General features: G+C 33.2%; 22 protein-coding genes. 5 read left to right on the forward strand and 17 right to left on the reverse strand.

Annotated features, from left to right (window positions below; all coding sequences use genetic code 11):
• Positions 1-187: 187 nt before the first annotated feature.
• The 3 genes from ACUL40_RS05665 to ACUL40_RS05675 all read right to left on the reverse strand — a co-directional run bounded on the left by ACUL40_RS05665 (position 188) and on the right by ACUL40_RS05675 (position 3,800).
• Complete coding sequence (locus tag ACUL40_RS05665) at positions 188-2,140, reverse strand: bifunctional metallophosphatase/5'-nucleotidase (RefSeq protein WP_001171089.1); 1,953 nt, start codon at positions 2,138-2,140, stop codon at positions 188-190.
• 538 nt (positions 2,141-2,678) lie between these two features.
• Positions 2,679-3,194: a DinB family protein gene (locus ACUL40_RS05670; RefSeq protein ID WP_445422869.1), complete on the reverse strand. Its 516-nt coding sequence runs from the start codon at positions 3,192-3,194 to the stop codon at positions 2,679-2,681.
• A 129-nt stretch (positions 3,195-3,323) separates the two neighbouring features.
• Positions 3,324-3,800, reverse strand: a complete 477-nt coding sequence (locus ACUL40_RS05675; RefSeq protein WP_000869612.1) for an AraC family transcriptional regulator — start codon at positions 3,798-3,800, stop codon at positions 3,324-3,326.
• Between the two features lie 504 nt (positions 3,801-4,304).
• Between ACUL40_RS05675 and secY the strand changes: the two genes are divergently transcribed.
• Positions 4,305-5,609 (forward strand): preprotein translocase subunit SecY, encoded by a 1,305-nt coding sequence (gene secY, locus ACUL40_RS05680; protein ID WP_000490135.1) that lies wholly within the window; start codon positions 4,305-4,307, stop codon positions 5,607-5,609.
• An 85-nt stretch (positions 5,610-5,694) separates the two neighbouring features.
• Here the strand turns inward: secY and ACUL40_RS05685 are convergent, their stop codons facing one another.
• On the reverse strand, positions 5,695-6,612 hold the full coding sequence (locus ACUL40_RS05685; protein WP_000234340.1) for a DMT family transporter: 918 nt from the start codon (positions 6,610-6,612) through the stop codon (positions 5,695-5,697).
• A 148-nt stretch (positions 6,613-6,760) separates the two neighbouring features.
• On the opposite strand from ACUL40_RS05685, the gene pdxR reads away from it, so the two are divergent.
• Positions 6,761-8,194, forward strand: coding sequence for a MocR-like pyridoxine biosynthesis transcription factor PdxR (pdxR, locus tag ACUL40_RS05690; RefSeq protein ID WP_000706780.1), 1,434 nt, complete (start codon positions 6,761-6,763; stop codon positions 8,192-8,194).
• A gap of 127 nt (positions 8,195-8,321) precedes the next feature.
• On the opposite strand, the gene ACUL40_RS05695 is transcribed toward pdxR, so the two are convergent.
• The gene (locus tag ACUL40_RS05695; RefSeq protein ID WP_445422870.1) at positions 8,322-9,248 is read right to left on the reverse strand and encodes an NADP-dependent oxidoreductase; all 927 of its coding nucleotides are present in this window, start codon (positions 9,246-9,248) and stop codon (positions 8,322-8,324) included.
• 256 nt (positions 9,249-9,504) lie between these two features.
• On the opposite strand from ACUL40_RS05695, the gene ACUL40_RS05700 reads away from it, so the two are divergent.
• Positions 9,505-10,359: an alpha/beta fold hydrolase gene (locus tag ACUL40_RS05700; RefSeq protein WP_065212646.1), complete on the forward strand. Its 855-nt coding sequence runs from the start codon at positions 9,505-9,507 to the stop codon at positions 10,357-10,359.
• A 111-nt stretch (positions 10,360-10,470) separates the two neighbouring features.
• Here the strand turns inward: ACUL40_RS05700 and ACUL40_RS05705 are convergent, their stop codons facing one another.
• Together ACUL40_RS05705 and ACUL40_RS05710 are read right to left on the reverse strand one after the other, a co-directional pair.
• Positions 10,471-10,806, reverse strand: a complete 336-nt coding sequence (locus ACUL40_RS05705; RefSeq protein ID WP_001257760.1) for a hypothetical protein — start codon at positions 10,804-10,806, stop codon at positions 10,471-10,473.
• Between the two features lie 11 nt (positions 10,807-10,817).
• Positions 10,818-11,987 (reverse strand): ParM/StbA family protein, encoded by a 1,170-nt coding sequence (locus ACUL40_RS05710; RefSeq protein WP_000025622.1) that lies wholly within the window; start codon positions 11,985-11,987, stop codon positions 10,818-10,820.
• A gap of 208 nt (positions 11,988-12,195) precedes the next feature.
• Between ACUL40_RS05710 and ACUL40_RS05715 the strand changes: the two genes are divergently transcribed.
• Positions 12,196-12,600 carry a hypothetical protein gene (locus ACUL40_RS05715; protein WP_001093141.1) on the forward strand — a complete coding sequence of 135 codons (405 nt, stop codon included), beginning with the start codon at positions 12,196-12,198 and terminating at the stop codon, positions 12,598-12,600.
• A gap of 44 nt (positions 12,601-12,644) precedes the next feature.
• On the opposite strand, the gene ACUL40_RS05720 is transcribed toward ACUL40_RS05715, so the two are convergent.
• The 7 genes from ACUL40_RS05720 to sleB form a co-directional block, all read right to left on the reverse strand.
• On the reverse strand, positions 12,645-13,181 hold the full coding sequence (locus tag ACUL40_RS05720) for a DUF1697 domain-containing protein (RefSeq protein WP_000145144.1): 537 nt from the start codon (positions 13,179-13,181) through the stop codon (positions 12,645-12,647).
• 28 nt (positions 13,182-13,209) lie between these two features.
• Positions 13,210-14,265 carry an aromatic acid exporter family protein gene (locus ACUL40_RS05725; protein WP_001070829.1) on the reverse strand — a complete coding sequence of 352 codons (1,056 nt, stop codon included), beginning with the start codon at positions 14,263-14,265 and terminating at the stop codon, positions 13,210-13,212.
• 104 nt (positions 14,266-14,369) lie between these two features.
• The gene (locus tag ACUL40_RS05730; protein WP_002025890.1) at positions 14,370-14,882 is read right to left on the reverse strand and encodes a GNAT family N-acetyltransferase; all 513 of its coding nucleotides are present in this window, start codon (positions 14,880-14,882) and stop codon (positions 14,370-14,372) included.
• Between the two features lie 11 nt (positions 14,883-14,893).
• A complete protein-coding gene (locus ACUL40_RS05735) occupies positions 14,894-15,250 on the reverse strand; it encodes a hypothetical protein (protein WP_000976446.1) in 357 nt (118 codons plus the stop codon).
• A 106-nt stretch (positions 15,251-15,356) separates the two neighbouring features.
• A complete protein-coding gene (locus ACUL40_RS05740) occupies positions 15,357-15,953 on the reverse strand; it encodes a YhcN/YlaJ family sporulation lipoprotein (protein WP_000854053.1) in 597 nt (198 codons plus the stop codon).
• 26 nt (positions 15,954-15,979) lie between these two features.
• Entirely contained in the window at positions 15,980-17,320 is a 1,341-nt protein-coding gene (ypeB, locus tag ACUL40_RS05745) for a germination protein YpeB (RefSeq protein WP_445422871.1), read from the reverse strand.
• A gap of 15 nt (positions 17,321-17,335) precedes the next feature.
• A complete protein-coding gene (gene sleB, locus ACUL40_RS05750; RefSeq protein ID WP_001249053.1) occupies positions 17,336-18,115 on the reverse strand; it encodes a spore cortex-lytic enzyme in 780 nt (259 codons plus the stop codon).
• A gap of 145 nt (positions 18,116-18,260) precedes the next feature.
• Between sleB and ACUL40_RS05755 the strand changes: the two genes are divergently transcribed.
• Positions 18,261-18,593: a YqzG/YhdC family protein gene (locus ACUL40_RS05755; RefSeq protein WP_000793370.1), complete on the forward strand. Its 333-nt coding sequence runs from the start codon at positions 18,261-18,263 to the stop codon at positions 18,591-18,593.
• A gap of 52 nt (positions 18,594-18,645) precedes the next feature.
• Here the strand turns inward: ACUL40_RS05755 and ACUL40_RS05760 are convergent, their stop codons facing one another.
• From ACUL40_RS05760 to kynA, 3 genes are all read right to left on the reverse strand, one after another.
• A complete protein-coding gene (locus ACUL40_RS05760; protein WP_000650955.1) occupies positions 18,646-19,269 on the reverse strand; it encodes a Pr6Pr family membrane protein in 624 nt (207 codons plus the stop codon).
• 16 nt (positions 19,270-19,285) lie between these two features.
• Positions 19,286-20,203, reverse strand: coding sequence for a serine hydrolase domain-containing protein (locus ACUL40_RS05765; protein WP_000346250.1), 918 nt, complete (start codon positions 20,201-20,203; stop codon positions 19,286-19,288).
• A 119-nt stretch (positions 20,204-20,322) separates the two neighbouring features.
• Entirely contained in the window at positions 20,323-21,162 is an 840-nt protein-coding gene (gene kynA, locus ACUL40_RS05770; protein WP_000661957.1) for a tryptophan 2,3-dioxygenase, read from the reverse strand.
• Positions 21,163-21,182: the final 20 nt, after the last annotated feature.

The following is a 21,182-nucleotide window of genomic DNA, read 5'->3' on the forward strand; positions in this document are numbered from 1 at the left end:
GTACATTAATTTGAATAAAAGAGAGTCCTTATAGGTGCTCACCCAATTGGTTAGTTATTAATTATCTATATTCATTGTAATAAAAGTATACTTACCTCTAAATAACAACATAAAAACCCACTCTTTACTATTGTAAGAGTGGGTTTAATGTTATTAAAATAACAATTACTATAAGAAATTTTATAATTTATATTTTTTTAGTAATCCTACTAAGTTTTTTGTAAAATTCACCTTTTGTCTTTACATGATTAAACTGATTTGGATTAATATTTGCTTTTTGTGAGAGTAATATAATCTCTTCTTTTGAAATTGAGTCTTTCGTATTTATAGATGCTATATTTGTGTATTTTCCGTCTTCTGTTTTTGGAATTTCTAAAATCCCTTTATTCACAAGATCAACTACCGCCTTATGCTCTGAAGAATGTAAATCTACACCAGTAATTTTCCAATTATGCATAACTTTTGGTGTGTATACACCGTTCTTTACCTCTTTTAAATATGTAATAGCAAGGTTACGAATGGTTCCGCCTGTTTCTCCAAATGCATTCTCTTGTTTAGATGACCAAATTTGTTCAAACTTACGCCCCTCTAAAGCTCCACCTTTTGCCTGAAGAGCCTCCATTCTATATGCATTCATTCCCAACGTCATAACATCGCTCATTTTGATTGGTTTGTTTGTACGAATAGAGCGTAAATTTGTAATTCTGCTTCCATATGGTTTTGTTAAGTCAATTTCGTATTTTACGCCTCCAAAGAAATCGTTCGTACTGTATTTAGATGCACGGCGGGTTTTATCAAAGCTAACGGTTACATCTCCGGCACGAGATGAGTTAAAATATCCTGCTGCCCATTCCATATAGTCTTTTAAATCTTTTCCAGAAATCTTATATACTGTAATTTCTCCCAAGGCATATTGGTAATTGTACGCAATATCTTTTTTCTTAATAGGGCCTGTATCTAAACGGGCATAATCATTATCAATTTGATGGGCTACTACATCTGCTTTACTGTAGTAGAGCATAACTTCATGAAAGAAATCTGATAAAGGTGTTTCTTGAATCTGAACACTTGGAATACCCTTTATTTCATTTTCAGGAACAAGATTTCTACCCTTTAATTGAGCGACTACAACATTTGCATCTCCTCTCGCATATTCGTGAAAAGGTGTTAATGTTTCTTCAAGTGTAGGATCGGATAATATCGTTGTCCCATCAGCATTTTTTACAGGTATAGCGGTAGCAGTTTTATTTTTTAAAGCCAACTTCCCATCTTGCTTTGTAAAAGTAAGGTCAATACGTGAAATATGTGTTCCATATTTATCTGGTTCTGTAATAATTACGCCATTTACAACTTCTTTTTTTACAAGTTTATGCATATGAGCCGCAAAAATAGCACTTAGTTCCGGACAAGCATTTGCAATATCTTGAACACCAGTACCAGGGATACCATTCTCATTTTCTAATCCCATATGCATAACTCCTACCATTACATCTACTTTACCTTCTAATTCCTTAATTGCCTTTTTCGTCTCTTCTACTGGATTTTTCACCACTAAACCATTTAAGTGATCTGTCCCTTTTTCAAAATCACTAATCATTGGTGTATTCATACCAATAATCCCAACTTTAATTCCACCTTTTTCTACAATTGTATATGCAGGAAGAAAGCGCTCTCCATTTTCCTTATAAATATTTCCTGCTAACGTTTTTCCCTTATATTGCTCACTAACTTTTTTCAATGTATCTAATCCAAAGTTGAATTCATGATTTCCAAATGCCCAGGCATCATATCCCATTGTATTCATCGCTACCATCATTGGCGATTGTGGCTTATCGTTGAATAATTCTACTGAGTTTCCTTGAATTGTATCCCCGGCATCTACTAATATGGTATTTGGATTTTCTTGACGGACCTTCTTTATAACCGTATAAAGCTGCGTCAAACTTCCACTCATATTTGCTCCATCAAGCGCATAATCCCAAGGCATAAATCTACCATGAATATCTGCAGTACCTAACAATGTAATATTAACTTCAGATTCCTCAGCCTTAGAGATAGATGGTTTGACTATTACTGCCGTTCCAAGCAGTAATAAAATTACAAAGTAACATACATAGTTCTTCCATTTCATTTTTTGCATAATAATAATATTTCTCCCCTTTTTGTACTTTCATAAAGTTGCTTGAACTTTAAAAATGTAACTTATTATTCAGGAAACTTCAACTACAAAAGATAATTTTGAAGGTGGTTCTGTTGCAAAAATAAAGAGAATAAATTGCATACATCCTCTGACAGAATTGTATTTTATCATTTCCTGACAGAATACCCCTTCCTTAAGAGTGTGAAGTGTACTTTCAAAATAAGGACATATCATTTATCATCATAAAAATCATCATTTCAATTTATTAAAACGGGCATATACAATATGTTATGATGATTAATTTTTTGAGTTTCGTTGCTGATTTATCTCCTTCTAAATAAAAACATTTTCAAAAAAATAACCCCGCTCTTCATTTAAGACGGGGTTACACTTATACAGAAAATCGGATAGTTTCATATTTTCTTAAGCTTATTGGTCACTTTCAACTAATTTCATTCTATTTTTGTTTTCTTCTGAATCAATATGAATCAACCGTTTCCCCTGTTTATAATACGTATCAATAAATAGGGAATAATTTTTACTTTTCAATTTCACAAAGCAATTTTATCTCTTTTATTTGTGAAATATGACGCTGTTCATGTAAATAGATCAATTCTATCCACTGATCAAGGGATAATTCTCCAAGAGCTGGATGCATCACTGATTTTTTCGCTAATATAGACTCATCTTCTATTGTACTCAGGAAACGCATCAATTCTTTTCTTGATTCGTTTAGCATATTGAGCATTTGCTCCACTTCAAATGGTTCTATACTTGGTTCAATCATTTCTGGAGCTATAAACTTTTTCGTTCTATCTAATAAAATAGTGTGAATTTCTTTACGCTCATTTTGGGTACTATCTAACTTTTTTAATCCTGACGAAATAACTGTTATCACTCTCTCATCTAATAAAACTAAATGATGACAAATTTGTGCAATACTCCATTTACCCTTATCTGGTTTCCTATTAAATTGAGCATTACTCAACAAAGTAATTTCCTCAACTAATTGATTTCTCGTTTCATAAAACTTGTCATTTACAATTGTATCCATGTGGATTCTCCTTTCATTGCAACCTACATACTTAAATTTCTACGCTAGAGATATTATCTTCAAAAAAAGTTTTTCTTTCACTACTATTCCAATTTTATTTTAAAGCCACAAATGAACTTATTTGTTTTTTTATATCTTTTTAATTGGCACAAATAAATCAACCTTTAACTTTCCGTCTAGATCTTCAGCAACATTATTTAAGCAAAACTCTAAATTATCTCTATCATAATCTGCATCATACTCACTATTTGGTAGCCACTCTACATACATGTATTGATACGCTTCACTTAATTTATGAGGTTCATCATAGAACTGGTATAGACCATATGTACCTCCATCTAATTTTTTAAATTGCACATCATGATACTTTTCTTTATCGAAGTTTTCAGGAATCGTAACACATGCATCATGCCGGCACTTATGACTTGCAACAAGTTCAGGATTATCCAATGATATTCCGATAAATGATTGCTCTGGTGGATACAGTTTATTTTCAATTGACCAATTCAGTAACTTTCCCCAGTGATCTTGCGGTTCAAAGTAGCTACCAGTTCGTCTTATATACGCTACTTCTAATGGTGGTAATTTTTTTATAACAACTTTCATTTATATCTTCTCCCCTATAAATATGTACACAGTTTAATTAGCTTTCTTTAACATTTATTCCTTCTTAAATAAAAAGAATTCTCTAATCATATAAAGTGAAACTTTAATCAGCGATGGTTTTGTTCATCCCCACTGATTATTAGTTGAACCAATCGGGCTACCAGTTAATGCGGGATAAACTTTAATTGATAACATGTATAACAATCTTGAATAATAATGTCCTATCAATTTATCATTAAATAAATGTAAAAAATGACCCTATTTATTCATTTTTAATGCGTATGTATGTACATTTGTTAATTTATTCGATATATTATGGGTATTGAATGATTACGTGAAGTGTATAGGTCGCTTATATAACACCTTATATTTTTATATCCGTGAAAACTACAAAGTGTATGAAAATCCATTTGTCAAATGAATTTAGTGCGGAAGGAGGTTTGTGGTTACTTCATAGGGTATAATAATCAGTTTTTTACTGATAAAAATATAGGAGGCGACATAATGTTTCGTACGATTTCAAATTTCATGAGAGTAGCTGAGATAAGAAGGAAAATCCTTTTTACACTAGCGATGTTAATCGTTTTTCGAATTGGCACGTTTATTCCAGTTCCTCATACTAACGCAGAGGTATTAAAAGTACAAGATCAAGCTAACGTTCTAGGTATGTTAAACGTATTTGGCGGAGGAGCATTGCAACACTTCTCAATCTTTGCTGTAGGTATTACACCATATATTACAGCTTCCATCATAGTACAGTTACTACAAATGGATGTTATACCTAAATTTTCGGAATGGGCAAAGCAAGGAGAAATGGGCCGTAAGAAATCAGCTCAATTCACTCGATACTTTACAATCATTCTCGCATTCATACAGGCCATCGGAATGTCTTATGGCTTTAATAATATAGCAGGTGGACAATTAATAACAGATCAAAGCTGGACTACATACTTATTTATTGCGACAGTTTTAACTGCAGGTACTGCATTTTTACTTTGGTTAGGCGAACAAATTACCGCTAACGGAGTTGGTAATGGTATTTCGATGATTATCTTCGCAGGTCTCGTTGCCGCGATTCCAAATGTTGCAAATCAAATTTATTTACAACAATTCCAAAATGCTGGCGATCAGCTATTTATGCACATAATAAAAATTGTTTTAATTGGACTCGTAATTTTAGCGATAGTTGTTGGTGTTATTTACATTCAACAAGCTGTACGTAAAATACCGATCCAATATGCAAAAGCTGTTTCAGGAAACAATCAATATCAAGGAGCAAAAAACACTCATTTACCGCTTAAAGTAAATAGTGCTGGTGTTATACCAGTTATCTTTGCTTCTGCATTTTTAATGACGCCGCGTACAATTGCGCAGCTCTTCCCTGATTCAAGCGTATCAAAATGGTTAGTTGCAAATCTTGATTTCGCACATCCAATTGGAATGACACTTTATGTCGGTCTTATCGTTGCTTTCACATACTTCTACGCATTTATTCAAGTAAATCCTGAACAAATGGCTGAGAATTTGAAAAAGCAAAATGGATATGTTCCTGGTATTCGTCCTGGTAAAGCAACTGAACAATATGTAACTAAAATTTTATACCGTTTAACATTTATCGGTGCAATTTTCTTAGGTGCAATTTCTATATTACCGCTCGTATTCACGAAAATTGCTACGTTACCACCTTCTGCTCAAATTGGTGGTACAAGCTTACTTATCATTGTCGGTGTAGCACTAGAAACTATGAAGACGTTAGAAAGCCAGCTTGTAAAACGTCATTATAAAGGCTTTATTAAAAAAGTGAATTAATTATCAAAAACACAGTTGGTTATTTTTCCAACTGTGTTTTTGATTTTATCAGTCCTGTAATATACAGGGCTGTTGCTTTATTAAACTACATCTCCTTCTCTAATAACCGCCCTTTTTTGAAATAAGTCCGTAGTGTTGAACGATTGGCCAAAAATACACCAATCAATATAAGACAAGCCCCCATTCCCATTGTAGGATTTAAAGGCTCTCCTAAAATGATATATCCCACAATTATTGCAATTAATGGTGATACATATAACCACGTCGATGGAAATACTGGATTTGTTTTTGATAAGAGCCAGTAATATAATCCGTGTCCACCAATCGATCCGATAAATATGAGATATAAAATAGGCCATTGCACACTCCATGAAGTTAATACGGTTACATTTGGTTGTTCTACAATAATAGATGCGATGAGTAGTAAAATCCCTCCATAAAACATTTGAATACCGTTAATAAGAAATGGTGATACATTTGATAAATCTGACAGTATTTCTTTCGAACGAATAGAGCCTATTCCGTAAAATAGCTCCCCTATAACTAAAACAATACAAGCAATACTCCATATGAAACTTACTTGTTGATGCATTCCTGGTAAAGAAACAAATATAACACCTATTAGTGCAATAACTAAAGCAACGAGTTGTTCCTTTTGTAATTTCTCCCTATTCCTCTTTGCTTGTATTAATAAAATCATCATTGGTCCCGTAGCAGAAAGAACAGCAGCTAATCCCGAAGAAATATATTGTTCTGACCAATATAAACTTGCGAATGTCATAAATGTTAAACAAAATCCAGCATACATAATACGTTTTGAAAATATATGTGGCATAATTTCTTTTCGCTTTAATTTAAAAAGAATCATAAGGATTATACCCGCTAAAAAGAAACGAATTCCTGCTGAAAACAACGGTGGCGCTCCTGCTTCAATTCCAATTTTAATCGTTAAAAATGTTGTCCCGAAAATAATACATACTAAAATGTAATTAAAAATGACCATTTTACTTCCTCCTTTTTACTCTTAAAATGAGTATAGAGGCTATGGTGTATAACAGTGTATCGGTACATATAACAGTTACTTCAAGTTGTAGTTGATTCCCTATATATTTTTCGCTTTAATTAAATTAAAAAGAAAAATAGGTGAACCTATGAAGATTGTATTGCGTAAAGAATCAAACATACCGTATTACAAGCAAATATATATGCAAATTGTTGAAAGAGTACAAAGTGGTATGCTTTCACATGGTGAATCCCTTCCTTCTTTACGTTGTATGGCCACAGATTTACAAATCAATGTATTAACTGTTCGTAAAGCTTATAAACAGTTAGAAACGAAAGGGTATATACGCATCGAACAAGGAAAAGGTGCTTACATATATAAACGTGTAAAGAAAGATTTCAAACCGATACCGTATAAATGGCAACAATCAAGATCTATTAATGTTATGCGTTCTCAATATGCAATGAATAAACACCGTAAATATTATGATTTTTCACAAGCAATTCTGTATCCCCGTCTGTTACCAAATCCATTTTTGGCAGACGAAATGCATAAATTGCTGGATAAAAATCCGATGTTGTTAGCAACTTATGGGCCAGTTCAAGGCGATTATGAATTGCGAGTTGAAATAGCAAATTACTTAAATGAACACCAGAAATTAGTGACGGACCCATCTCAATTATTAATTACAAGCGGAGCACAACAAGGAATTGATTTAATTGCTCAAACATTATTAAAACCTGGAGATACTGTATTAGTAGAAAGTCCGTGTTACAGTGCCGCGCTTGATGTTTTCATCAATAAAGGTGTTCAAATCATTCCTGTTTCTCTTGATAATCATGGAGTTCGCTCCGACTTAATTGATGATATTTGTCAAAGTAAAAATCCCGTTTTATTGTATACGAATCCGACCTTCCAAAACCCGACAGGTACAGTAATGAGTAAAGAACGAAGAATGGAACTTATAGAACTAGCGGGGCTATATCAATTTTTTATCATTGAAGATGATTCTTTCGGAGAAATATATTTTGAAGATGCTATAATCCCGCCCCCAATCAAAAGTTTTGATAAGGATGGCCACGTAATATATATAAAAGGATTTAGTAAAACGTTAGCACCAGGACTGCGTATCGCGGCGCTTATTGCCGATGGTCCTATTTTTGAATGGCTATATGCAGTAAAAGGTTCAATGGATATCGGTAGTCCTTTATTAACACAAAAGGCACTTCTACCGTTTTTACGTGCAGAACGTATGAAAAACCATTTAGAAAAATTACGTACAGCTTTACAAATGAGACGTGATTTAACAATTGATATATTATCGCCATTAAAAGAACTACACTTTGAAATACCAAATGGAGGTTTTAATTTATGGGTGACACTACCTGATTCGATAGATCCCTTTACCTTATTACAAAAAGCAAATGAAGTAGATGTCTCTTTTTTACCAGGAACAGCTTGTCTATTAAACTACGAAACAAATGATAACCAATTAAGAATTAGCTATTCAATGTTAAACGAGAAAGATATGGAAATTGGATTAGAGAAATTACATGATACAATACGAAAAAGTATTTGTTAGAAGCAATATCACATTAGCCAACAATAAATAATGCCCGCAAATGAAAATGTATAGTATGGGATATTATCTATTGTTGAGCTTTTTCGTTATTCAAATCTAGTTACTCTATAAGCTGTAATCTTTATTATCATTCCACTTTAACTACAATCTTTCCTCTAACATGTTGTCCTTCACTCAAAATATGAGCTTCTCGAACTCCTGCTTCATTAAATGGCACCACTTTACTTATGATTGGTTTGATTTTTCCGTTTACAATTAAAGCTGATAATTCTTCTAATTGTTTTCCATTTGGTTTTAGCCATAAAAATCCTGATTTTATTCCTTCTACTTTTTGTAGTGGTTCATGAACAATGGAAACTAGAACACCACCAGGTTTAATAATTCGAAAACTTTTTTCTTGCACTTCGCCACCTATTGTATCTAACACAATATCAAAATCTGATACTAGTTCTTCAAATTTATCTTTTTTATAATCAATAACGAGATCCGCTCCTAAAGACTGTAAAAATTCTTTATTTTTACTACTAGCAGTCGTGGCAACAAAAGCTCCAAATGATTTTGCGATTTGGATTGCCAAACTTCCAACGCCACCAGCTCCAGCATGAATGAATACACGGTCATTCTCTTTTATTTTTGCGTAATCTACAAGACTTTGCCACGCTGTAAGTCCTGCAAGAGGAATAGAAGCTGCTTCTTCGTAACTAATATTATTAGGTATATGTGATACTAAATCTAATTGTACTGCAATGAATTCAGCATAAGAGCCGCTTCCTATATTTTCAGGTTTCGTAAACACTTTATCTCCTATATTGAAACACTCTACATCTTCTCCAACTTCTTCAATAACTCCAGCTACATCTAATCCTAAAGTGATTGGAAATGAAAAGCGTAACTGTTCTTGTAAGTCACCTTTTCTTATTTTCCAATCAACTGGATTAACAGATGTTGCATAAATACGTATTAATACCTCATTATTCTTAACAACCGGTTTTAAAACTTGTCTTTCTTTTAATTCTTCAACACTGCCATATCGATCAATAACGATTGCTTTCATTTCCTCTCCTCCTTGCTGTTTATTTTAATAACATACAATTATTTCTCAAAATTTTTTGCCTTGAATTACCATATACTTATTTTTGGGGGTAATTATGCAAAAAGCATTATAAAGTGAAACTTTAATCATTCATCACCAATCGGGCTCTTACTGCCCGGCAAATAGCGGGATGAATTTCAAAAAGAATCTTACACACATCTTAGAATGATTCAAAACTGTATTATTAATTAAATTCAAAAGAAATGGGGCTAACGTTATGAGTGAAAAGATATTTAAAATAAACGGTATTGATATATGTACAGAAAGCTTCGGTAACTCTAATGATCCCGCTATTTTATTAATTATGGGAGCTACTTGTTCAATGATATATTGGGATGAAGAATTTTGTGAACAGTTGGCGAACACAGGAAAATTTGTTATTCGCTTTGATAATCGCGATGTTGGACGCTCTGTTACATATGAACCTGGCACTTCAAATTATTCAGTAACAGATATGGCTGAAGATGCAATCGGGGTATTAGACGCTTATCATATTGATAAAGCCCATCTTTTTGGTATGTCATTAGGTGGTATGATTGCTCAAATTGCCGCTGTAAAACATCCCGAAAGAATTTTGGCGCTAACTTTACTAGCGACTAGTGTAATAGGATCTGATAATAATACTCGCGATTTACCCCCAATGGATGAAAGGATTTTAACACATCATGTAAAGAGCGCAAGTATAGATTGGACAAATAAAAATGATGTGGCAGAGTATTTAGTTTCAGGATCTCGTCTATTATGTGGATCAGAACGAATATTTGATGAAAATAGAGTTTATAAACAAGTAAAACAAGAAATAGAACGCGCAAACAATTTACTAAGTATGTTTAATCACGCTTTACTTCAAGGTGATGATGCATATGAAGGTGTACTTCAATCCATACAAGCACCTACATTAGTTATTCACGGAACAGACGATACAGCACTACCATTTGAACATGGCCTCGCACTAATTGATGAAATTCCAAACTCAGTACTATTAACTCTTAAAGGGGCAGGCCATGAAAACCATCCAGATGACTGGGAAAGCATAATTAACGCTGTTTCTAAACATACATCTAAAATTTAGATAAATAACTAATGGAAGGGGGCACAAATTGTGTCCCCTTCTAGTTACAAACAAAAACCCATCACTGTATTCGTATGTATAGTGATGGGGACTTTTTATATTTTTCTATGTTTAAAAAAATGGACAATCTAATTGATCAACAGATTCCCATAATTTTTTTTTTGCATTTTCGGTGGATGTATTTGTGTCTAGTGTCATGTTTTTAAAAGGGTTTACTTCGACTTTTAATAAGGATGAAGGCTCCACATATAATGAGAAAACATGGCTGCTTGGTAAAGCTTTTGAAACGTCAATATCTCCAACTTGTTTAAATAGTTGCTGCGCAGCAAAAAAGAAGAAATTAGTTGGATTTGATTGTTTATTCAGCCACGCAAGCATTTCAGGTGATACCGATTTATGAATATTGATTTTTACTCGATCACCACGTTTATATCGCCTAGATCGCATACTTCCACCAACTAACTTATCGTTAAGTTTGTAAATCCTAACTCTTTTTGCTTATGCTCTCTATATTTTGGCGAACAAGTATAAACTAATAATCCTCGTGCATTTGTAAATAACGGATTATCTACAAAGATTACATTTTTGAGTCGTCCTTTTTGCTTTAAAATCATTTTTAAACTGTTTTTAATAATTACTGCACCCCCGCCATAAATAAACACGTATGGATCGTCTTTCATATCATCAATTTTATTTATAATATCTGTTGCAACACGTGCTGCTAAACCTAATAGCGCTGGCTGTGATTCCTCAACTAATAAGGTATTTCTCGGATGCTTATCATTTAAATAAATTTGGTTGAATTCTGTAATACTATCAATCGTTTTAGTTGGATACTTCCGGTTCCATCTCGTAATGATTTGTAGTAACGTCTCTTTTACACCATAAGATAAACCTTTACTTAGTTGCGGACGGAAATTCACCCCTAATGAAACGACTTCTTCTGTCGTCCCTGCACCAATATCAAAAGAGAGTAGAGTTTTATCTACAAAATCAATTTCAGAAACTTGATTTTGTTCACATTCTATTTTATGTTTCACAACATTTCCTTCTTCATCGTATACAATGCCCCACGTACCAGAAGCGCCCTCAGGCAGGCATTTACAATACTCAATTGAAACATTAATTGTCACATCGCGTCCGTTCGGATAATGGAAAATAACCTTATGATTTCCCATATAACGTTTTGCATTTTCAGCAGCTATTTCTTGTGTAATAAGCTGCATAGGAAGAGCGACAGATAAATCATAACGAATATTAATATGGCTAGAAGTTGGACTTTGACGCATAGCGCTTACCGCCAAACCTGATAGTATTGTAATAACCATTAACTCATCCGTTGACTTATTCGATTTCTTCTCTACCTCAGTACCTTTTAATTGATCTTGAATAACTTTTTCTCCAACGATGTATCGTACATTATTTAGCATTAACGATGGCGAACTTATAGTCACATCAATGTGGTTTTCTAATTCAGATAATGAAACATCTACCTCATCTAAGAGTCCTGTAGGCTCACCTATATATAAAGAATAAATACTCGGAATAAAAATAGGGTCTTGCCCTTTCACCATTAACTTCAAACCGTTGTTTCCTGCATCTGCACCAGCTTTTAAAAGTATAGACATAACTACCCCCTAAATTAATCTGACATCCCTTCCAAATATATGCGAGCCCATTCTTTTACATTCAAATGTATTGTAATTTTTTATTTATCATAAAAACAAAATATTGCATACTTACATATTGTGTGTAAAAAGTATTTGACATGACGCTTTTCCAATTTTATACTTATATTTGTAAAGAGTTTTTTACAATCGAGGGGGCAATTATTTATTGAATACTAAAAAAACTATTTTTATAATCATTGTTTTAGCATTAATTGCAATACTAGTACATGGCACATATAAATACATAACTGAAGGTTCTATTTTAGGTGGTACGATTTTTGCTATTTCGTTAATACTTAGTAATTTAATTAATCACATTACTTGGGGAGATCCCCACGGTGTGTCAGAAGAAAGTCAAGATGAGATGGGACAACAAATTACATATAAAAGCTTTAAAATTGCGTATTTTGTGCTTGTAGTTGTAATGTTCCTTTTATTAATCTTCTCCGAAGGATTTTCTATGGGGGCTAATTTAGATGGAGTAAAAAACCTCCCCCTGTTCATCGCAATTTGCTCTTCATTCTTTATTTATCCTATTGTCGAACTCATAGTTGCAAAACAATATAAGTAAAAAGATGAGGTTTTCTACATGTAGAAAACCTCATCTTTTTATATTTACATAATCTCTACAATTGCTTTTAATTTATTCACAGTCCGCCAATTCCTAACTGTAGCTGGTGTATGTAACTTCTGAAACTGGTTCATTAATTTAGAATTTCGAATGCTATTTTTGAAAAATAAATAAACGACCTTCTCATCTATATAGCAATCTTCAAGTTCACTTTTAAATGTAAGCAATTGACTACTCTCTTCTTCAGAAAGTACATTAGCTAAAAAAGCAATATGAACACTTTCTCCTTCTAACAATGAATGAACTTCATATGGACATTGTTTAATAATATTTATAAATTCATCATGTGTTCTTAGCATGACTGGAACATCGAAATCAAATTCTTTTTTTATTTCAGATTGTATTTGGTCCTTTAGAAAGTTTATACCTTCCTCAGATTCGAACACAATATTACCACTTTGTATATATGTTTTCACTTGTTTTAACCCTATTGATTCAAACACTCGTTTTAAATCAGCCATTTTGATTACTTTATGGCCACCGACATTGATTCCTCTTAGTAATGCAATATAAAATGTCATATTATCCCCCCACAGTAAAATGAACTTATCAATTGAATCGGTTTTCCCACTCATATTTCTCGGATATTTGTTTTAATTCTTCTAACATATCATGAATAGATAATACCTCAAATAAAATAATAGATTCACTTGAAAAATGGTGATGATAATGATTTGGTTTATAATCTTTTAAATCATTTTTATAACTCCAAAATTGCTTGTCTAATTCAGCAATAAGTTTGAAATGTTCCTCATCAATTTCATTACAACGGTTTCTCAATATAGCAATTATAGAATGAATTGTTCGTTGTAATATTTCTCTTTCACTTTGTGACCAGTCACAAGTCTCAATTGATACCCGAGCTAAATTATCTATATGGTAAATGATTTGCTGTAATATATGAAGTTGCTTCTGCATCGTTAAAAAGCTTCTCATTTCCTTCTTTGTATGTTGATGATATTTCCAATCTTTCTGCTCATATTGAACAAATTGTATCGCCTTATGCAATAATAAAGTCAATTTAGATAAATCCTGAGCAGTCTCCTTTTTCACACCTTTTCCTGCAACTAATGCAGTAATCCATTCTTCCATAATATTTGCTGTTTTAGCAAATAGATCCTCTGTACATCCAAAAATCATTTTCGTGTAGTGGGGTGGAAAAATGAAAAAATTCACTAAAGTAGATACTATAATACCAGTAGATGTAGTAGCTAAACGAATTAAAAATGCAGTAAAATAATGATTTGCCGTAATTGGAATCATTGCTACGGCAGTTAAAGTTGCAACTAAAGTTCCCGCATGTAACCTTAGTTTTTGACATGTAACGATCGTAAACATTGCAGCTAATGCATAAGAAATTGCTTGGTGGCCTAGGAAAAATGTGAAAGTCATGGCATATGCCGATCCAATTGTTGAGGCCGGAAAGCGAATAAGTCCTTTTTTTATTGAGTCTGTTGCAGTTGGTTCAATTGTAACAATTGCTGTTATTACAGCAAAAATAGTTGGGATGTTAAAAAAATCACAAACTAACACTGTAAGAAAAACTGCAATCCCAGTTTTAATCACTCTTCCTCCAACGATATTCCATTTTCTATCTTGATTCATTTTTTATATCCTTCATTCCTGTTTCATTTTATATACATATATTATATATTGTTAAAATAAAAAAACCTACTACTTGAATATTCAAGAGTAAGTTTTCTATCTCATTATTTCATTATCGGTAAATGCATTATTATTTGTTGGCCAATTGGTCCCATTCTTCTAAAACCTTTATCTTGGAAACCAACTTTTGCATATAAATTTTGTGCAGGAATATTTCTTTCATTCACAGCAAGTACAACTTCATTTTTTATTGGAAAATAACGTTTTACAAACTCTTCTAATAATAACAATGACTTTTTAGCGAATCCTTTTCTTTGTCTATTGTGATTAATAGAAAATGACGTTAAAAGTAAAGCATCCTCATTATCTGTGAACTCCTTTACTCTATCTCCCGTTTCCAATGCGAAAAGACCCACCGGTACCCCATTGTGATCTAAAATAACAATCACATTTTTTGTATAATCACTTTTTGCTTTCTCCAGTAATGCGCTTGGATCTGATGTAAACTGAACTTGTTCACTTGGTAAAGTAAATGTTTGTATAACTTCTTTATATTTCTCCTTATACGGAGCTAATTGAATTTCCCCTGTGTGTATGTTCATGCTAAACTCTCCCATTTTTTAGCTTATTAACTTATACCTTGCTGTGCTTTTGAATGCACTCTTCCATCTAAAAAGGTAATTTCAACAAATGAATTTGGATCGTTCCCTTTCCAAGCAAAAATTTGTTTAATTTGTGTAGAATGCTCTACCCCTTCTTCTATAAGTAAATCTCCTTCAAAACCAATTAAATCTTTCACTTCTGTATAAGTCATTCCTTCATTTATACTCGAGAAATGATTTATATTGATAGACTCTTTCTGTTGCCTTTCCATCACAGTAGAAGAAGTTGCTGTTTGGTTTTTCACTTCTTTTCTCTGTTCACACGCTGTCATACTGAAACCTAAGCATAAACTAAACAATATACATGCGCTTTTTTTCATCATAACAGTTGTCCCTCCCATGATAATTAAACCATATATTCCCTTAAAAATAAACTGAATATTTAATATTGCATTTAAAAACCTCGTACAATTAAGTACGAGGCTAATTTCATTTATTCAAATGATTATTTGATTGATCATCCTGTTCTTTTCTTAACTCTTGTTCTTCATCTTTTGGTAATTGTTTATCATTATCTTTAATTGGATTCGTTTCTCTATTTTCTATCATATCATTTGGAACTTGTGGCATTACTCGGCCCACAATAGCGGCTAATTCATCTAGTATACCTTCACCTGTTTTTCCTTTTTTAATTTGCTTTCCGATTTGTTTGAGGCGTTCATACGTATCAACATCTGCTACAACGACTGCATTAGCACCGTCAGGGTCATTTTTTAAACTTTCTGCAACAGAGTATTTAATTGATTCAACTCGAGTTCGATCAAGTTTTGCTTTTACATCAATACCTACAATAGCATATTTTCCAACAACGACCGCTGTTGCATCATTCACACCTGGCACACTTGCTGCTAAAGATGCTAAATGATCTGCTGCTTTTTCATTTGGCTTATTTGATTTATTCGTATAATTAACATTTTTCATTGAAACATTTTTTTGTTCCGGCTTTTCGTTTGGATTGTCTTTTTTTCCAATACTGCATCCAGTTATAACGAAGCAAAGCATCAATATATATATTAGAGTTTTCATTATTTTCACCACTTCACTATTAAGGTTTAATCATAAATTTTTTCAACAGCTTGCATTTTCTTTACCTTTTCCTCGGCCCCGCTATTAGCATTAATGAATATTTGGTACGTATCTTTTCCTAAAGTGCCTACAAATTCATAGCAAAGCACTTCATTATGCAAATCATTGACTACTAAAGCTTTACGTTCTTCCATGATTTTTACATCCGGATTGATTTTCTTTCTTGCTTCTGCTGCAGTTAGCTTTGCCGATGGAACTGTTCGCTTTTGATGTGACGCTAAATATTCTTTTGCGGAGAACCCAACGATAGAACCATCATCTAAAGCAATTTTCATTTGGATTGCTTCTGGATAAATTCGTACTCCATTTTCATTTACTACATACGTAAATACACCAACATTATCATATTGAGAGCTATCATAAAGCTCCATATTATTAAACTTATGGTCCTTTAAAAATTTCAAACCTTTACTACCTGCATCGTTTAAACTAACTTTCTGTTCTTTAATTTCGCGGTTATTCATAACCCAAATTGGATATCCGCCTTTTCCGGTAATATCCATATAGAACTCATTGTTCGTTGCTTCATCTTTAATTTTCACACTATAGAAGGATTCTTTCGCACCTTTTCCGCTTTTCTCAACATCTACTTTTTCATTTCCTTTTAAATTCAAAAACGATTTGGCAATTTTCGCCGCTTCATCTCTAGAAATTGCCTTTCCTTCCGCTTCAAATCCACCTTTTTTATTTTTTTGCGCACTTGTAAAGGTCGGTCCGAAGTTTGTAGAAGAATATGATGTTACGTTTTTCTCTACAGTTTTCAATCCATCAATAATTGTGTTATCTGCTGGATCGCGATTTGATGCAAGTGCCATTTCTACATCCATCCAGCGTAAATTATTTTTCAAAACAAGATGTTGTACTTTTCTTAGTTCATCTTGTATATTTCCTGCATTTGAATATAAAGTTTGTAGCGTTTTATATTCTTGCTCATTTAACGGCTCTTTTTCTAAATCACGAATGGCTGCACGGTAACTGAAATCACCGATATTCGCTAAAAATTCTTCCGTTTTATTAAATGGCATTAATGTTAAAGGTAGTTGTCCTACATCTGAGCGAGCTTCAGATGTTAAACGCCATACATCCGCTAATGCAGGTGATAAAGATGATCGTGAATTCATCGCAAGTGTTGTGCCAATTTTATCGTGTAATAAATCGACTTCGTATGCTAAATCATGGAATGCACGTTGATAGCTATTTTCCGCTCGAATTAAAACCGCATTTTTCTCTTGGTGCTCTTTATAGCCCCAATAGCCTGTTCCTACTACACCGACTGTTAATAATACAATGATAATACCTCGTAACATTGTCCCACCTCCGCTCTATTTACAGAAAATATGTTTACCGATTTTTTTAATTTGTGGACGAGTCCAAATCCATTTACTAGTCGCAGTATCTGGATTGAAATAATATAAAGCATTTCCTGTTGGATCCCATCCGTTAATCGCATCTAAAACTGCTTTTTTTGCTGTTTCATTTGGTGTTAAATATATTTGTCCATCGGCTACCGCTGTAAATGCTCTAGGTTCAAAGATTACACCTGAAACAGTATTTGGGAATGACGCACTTGTAACACGGTTCAAAATAACAGCAGCTACTGCAACTTGTCCTAAATACGGTTCACCACGTGATTCTCCGTATACTGCGTTTGCCATCAGCTGAATATCATTTTGAGAATAACCGTTCGGAACATTTGTCCCTTTATTTTGAGGTGGTTTATTCTCTTGTGCAGTGCCACCACTATTTCCTTTATTCGTTGTCGTCCCTTTATTAGCAGTTGACTTGTCATACTTCGTTGCTTTCACGAGCATTTGCTTCGTTTTAGCTCCAGCTAAACCATCAACGGGTAATCCAAATTTCTCTTGAAAATTCCGAAGTGCCCAATATGTACCCCATCCGAAAACACCATCTACTTTTCCCGTATAAAATCCGTTATATTTTAAACGAGATTGCAGTTCAATGACATCTTCGCCCGATGCTCCTCTTTGAATGACTTGATTAGAAAATGCTTCTACATTCTTTAGTTGTATACTACTGACCATTAAAGACAGTCCTATGAACGCAAGTAAAACCGCTATTTTAAAAATAGCTTTTTGGCGCATAATTTTCCCTCCTTAATTATGTAAATGATTTCTTGGTTATGTTTTGTAAAAGCCTCGCTTTTATGTAAAGAAGACAAAAAAATCCAAACTAATATCGTAGAAAGAAAATGTAAACAATATAAAAAAAGGATAAAAGGAGTTCATCATGAAGAATTTGTTAAAGCGTGTCGCACTCGTCCTTCTGTTCCTAACAACATGTTCAAATGTATATACAGGCTCATCAATTGTTCATGCGCAGCCGCCGTATGCAAAATGGGGTAAGCTTGCTGTAGAGAAAACGAAAGAAAAGTACCCAAAAGCAGAGATTATTGATTACCTTCATATAGGTAGAAAACCAAAAACCGTTCAAATAACAGTTGAAAAATTCAAATTGTGGCTACGTGAAGACGGAAAAGAATATGGTGTTTTTGTTGATGTGGAATTTGAAACGAAGACGGAGAAATTTATTAAAATGTCGTTTCAGAAGATGAGTAGATAAAATGAAAGAAACCCGGCTATTTAGATTCATAACAGCCGGGTTTCTTTCATTTCTAAAATTCTTTTCTAAAATATCGATTCCCTAAAAATCTTACCAATATACAAATAGTGCCAATTACAACTGCTATCCCTATACTGTATAAAAGTACTCTACCATATCCACCTATTCTCGGATCTAAAAATGGATAAGGATACCAATTCACGATTGGACCACGAATTAAGCTATATACAACGTAAAAAAACGGGAATAAGAGCCAACTTGAAGCTTGTTTCCAAGTGATTTTCTTATTTGGTGGATTTAATATCCAATCTAAAAGCATAGCAATTGGCATGATATAATGTAACACCGTATTTACCCATGGTATTGCCGTTTGAAGTGATTCTTCTAACCCTCTTAATAATAAAAAATAAATGAGTCCAGTCGTAAGTATGTATACCGTTGCTGCACCACGAAGTATACCAAACTGTTCTGATCGACCAAATGTAGCTGTTCCGATACTACTTAAAAGGAGAATACATGCAACTAAAATGTTACTTTCGATCGTGAAGAAACTAAAAAAGTTAACTGGATTGAACGGTTTCACTTGTGCCCGTATTATAAATTGCGTAATGATTGCACTAAATGCTAGAAGGCTTAAACATAGTCTAAATAAAGATAAAATTTTTTCATCTTTCATACATTCCCTCCTTTTCTTATATATAATTAGAATTTCCCTGTACATGCTCAATAAATAAATTTAACGGAACGAGCCCACGTTTTGGCATATGACTACTTATAATAGATACTACTTCTAATTGAGGAATGATAACGATGTATTGTCCGCCGTATCCCATAGCGAAATATATACAATACGGTATGTGAAATCTTTCGTTATGTAATACCCACCAGTGATATCCATATGCGCCGACATGTTCATATGTTTCAAATTGCGCCCTACTTGACTCTTCTAACCATTTCGCTGATACAATTTCTTTTTCATTCCAATATCCATTTTGCAAACATAATTTTCCTAATTTTAATAAATCGGTAGATTTCATTTTCATACCGAAGCCACCTACATATATACCCTGCGGATCTTGTTGCCACTCGTATTCGTTAATTTTTAATGGATCAAATAAATATTTCTTTGCAAACCGCTCTGTCGACATTCCAGTAGCTTCTTGAATAATATAGCTCAGTAAATGAGAAGAACCTGAATTATAATTCATTTTTGTAGCAGGTTCTTCAATTATTGGCTTTTCTAATATGTACTGTACCCAGTTCTCTGATTCTACAAAGTCATTTGGGAATACTACTCCATTCCCAAACTCTTTCCAGTCCTCACCAGTAGTCATTGTTAATAAGTGATATAGCGTTAAATCATGTTTTTCCCCAGGTACATTTTCAATCCACTCTGTAATTGATGTATGTATATCATTTATATAGCCCTTATCAATTGCAATACCAATTAATAAAGATACGATACTTTTTGTAATCGAATTTATTTTATATAAGTTATTTGCACATTCGGGTGTTTTATAATACTCCGTTGTTAATTCCCCTTTTTGATAAACAAGAAATGTATTCACTTTTTTCTTTTCGAATTTATTTTCTAGTTGCTTGAAATCCAAAAACTTTACCTCCATTTAAATAGTTACTCCATTTATTATATCTTGTTCCTTCATTTTAAACATAATTGCGCTCAAATAAAAATAAACCTGTCAGCCATAATGAACTGACAGGTTTATTTTTATAATTTCGTACGAACATTCCAAAGCTCTGGGAAGAATTGTTGATCAAGTACTCGCTTTAAATAAGAAACACCGGAGGATCCACCTGTACCCATTTTATGTCCAATAATTCTTTCTACTGTTTTCATATGACGGAAACGCCATTGTTGTAGCCAGTCTTCAATATCAATCAATTTTTCAGCAAGCTGATATAAATTCCAATATTTTTTCACATCCGCATACACTTCCAACCATGCTGCTTCTACTGTTGCATCTTCTTCATAAGGCTGCGTAATATCACGGTTTAATACATCTTTATGAATAGGGAATCCTTCTTTTACTAATGCTTGAATCGCGACATCATATAGACTTGGTGCATGTAGCGCTTTATGAAGTCGTGCATGTAATTCTGGATCCTTTTCATAAATTTTTAATGCGTGTGGCGTTTTATAGCCAAGTGCATACTCAATCATACGATATTGATACGATTGAAAACCTGAAGCTTGACCGAGTGAATCACGAAACTCAATATATTCTGATGGTGTTAATGTCGCAAGAATATCCCAAGATTGAATAATTTGAGACTGAATTTTTGATACACGTGCTAACATTTTAAAAGCTGGTTGTAATTTATCTTGTTTAATAGATTCAATCGCCGCATTTAGCTCATGTAAAATGAGCTTCATCCAAAGCTCACTTGCTTGGTGAATAACGATAAATAACATTTCATCATGATGGTCCGATAATCTTTTTTGAGAAGATAGTAAACTATCTAATTGTAAATACTCCCCATACGTCATATTCTCTTTAAAATCCGTATGAATCCCTTTTTCCATAATTACTTTTTCATTTTCTTTCATATTAGCCAAACGCCCCTTTT

It is taken from the genome of Bacillus sp. KNSH39 (genome assembly GCF_052656585.1).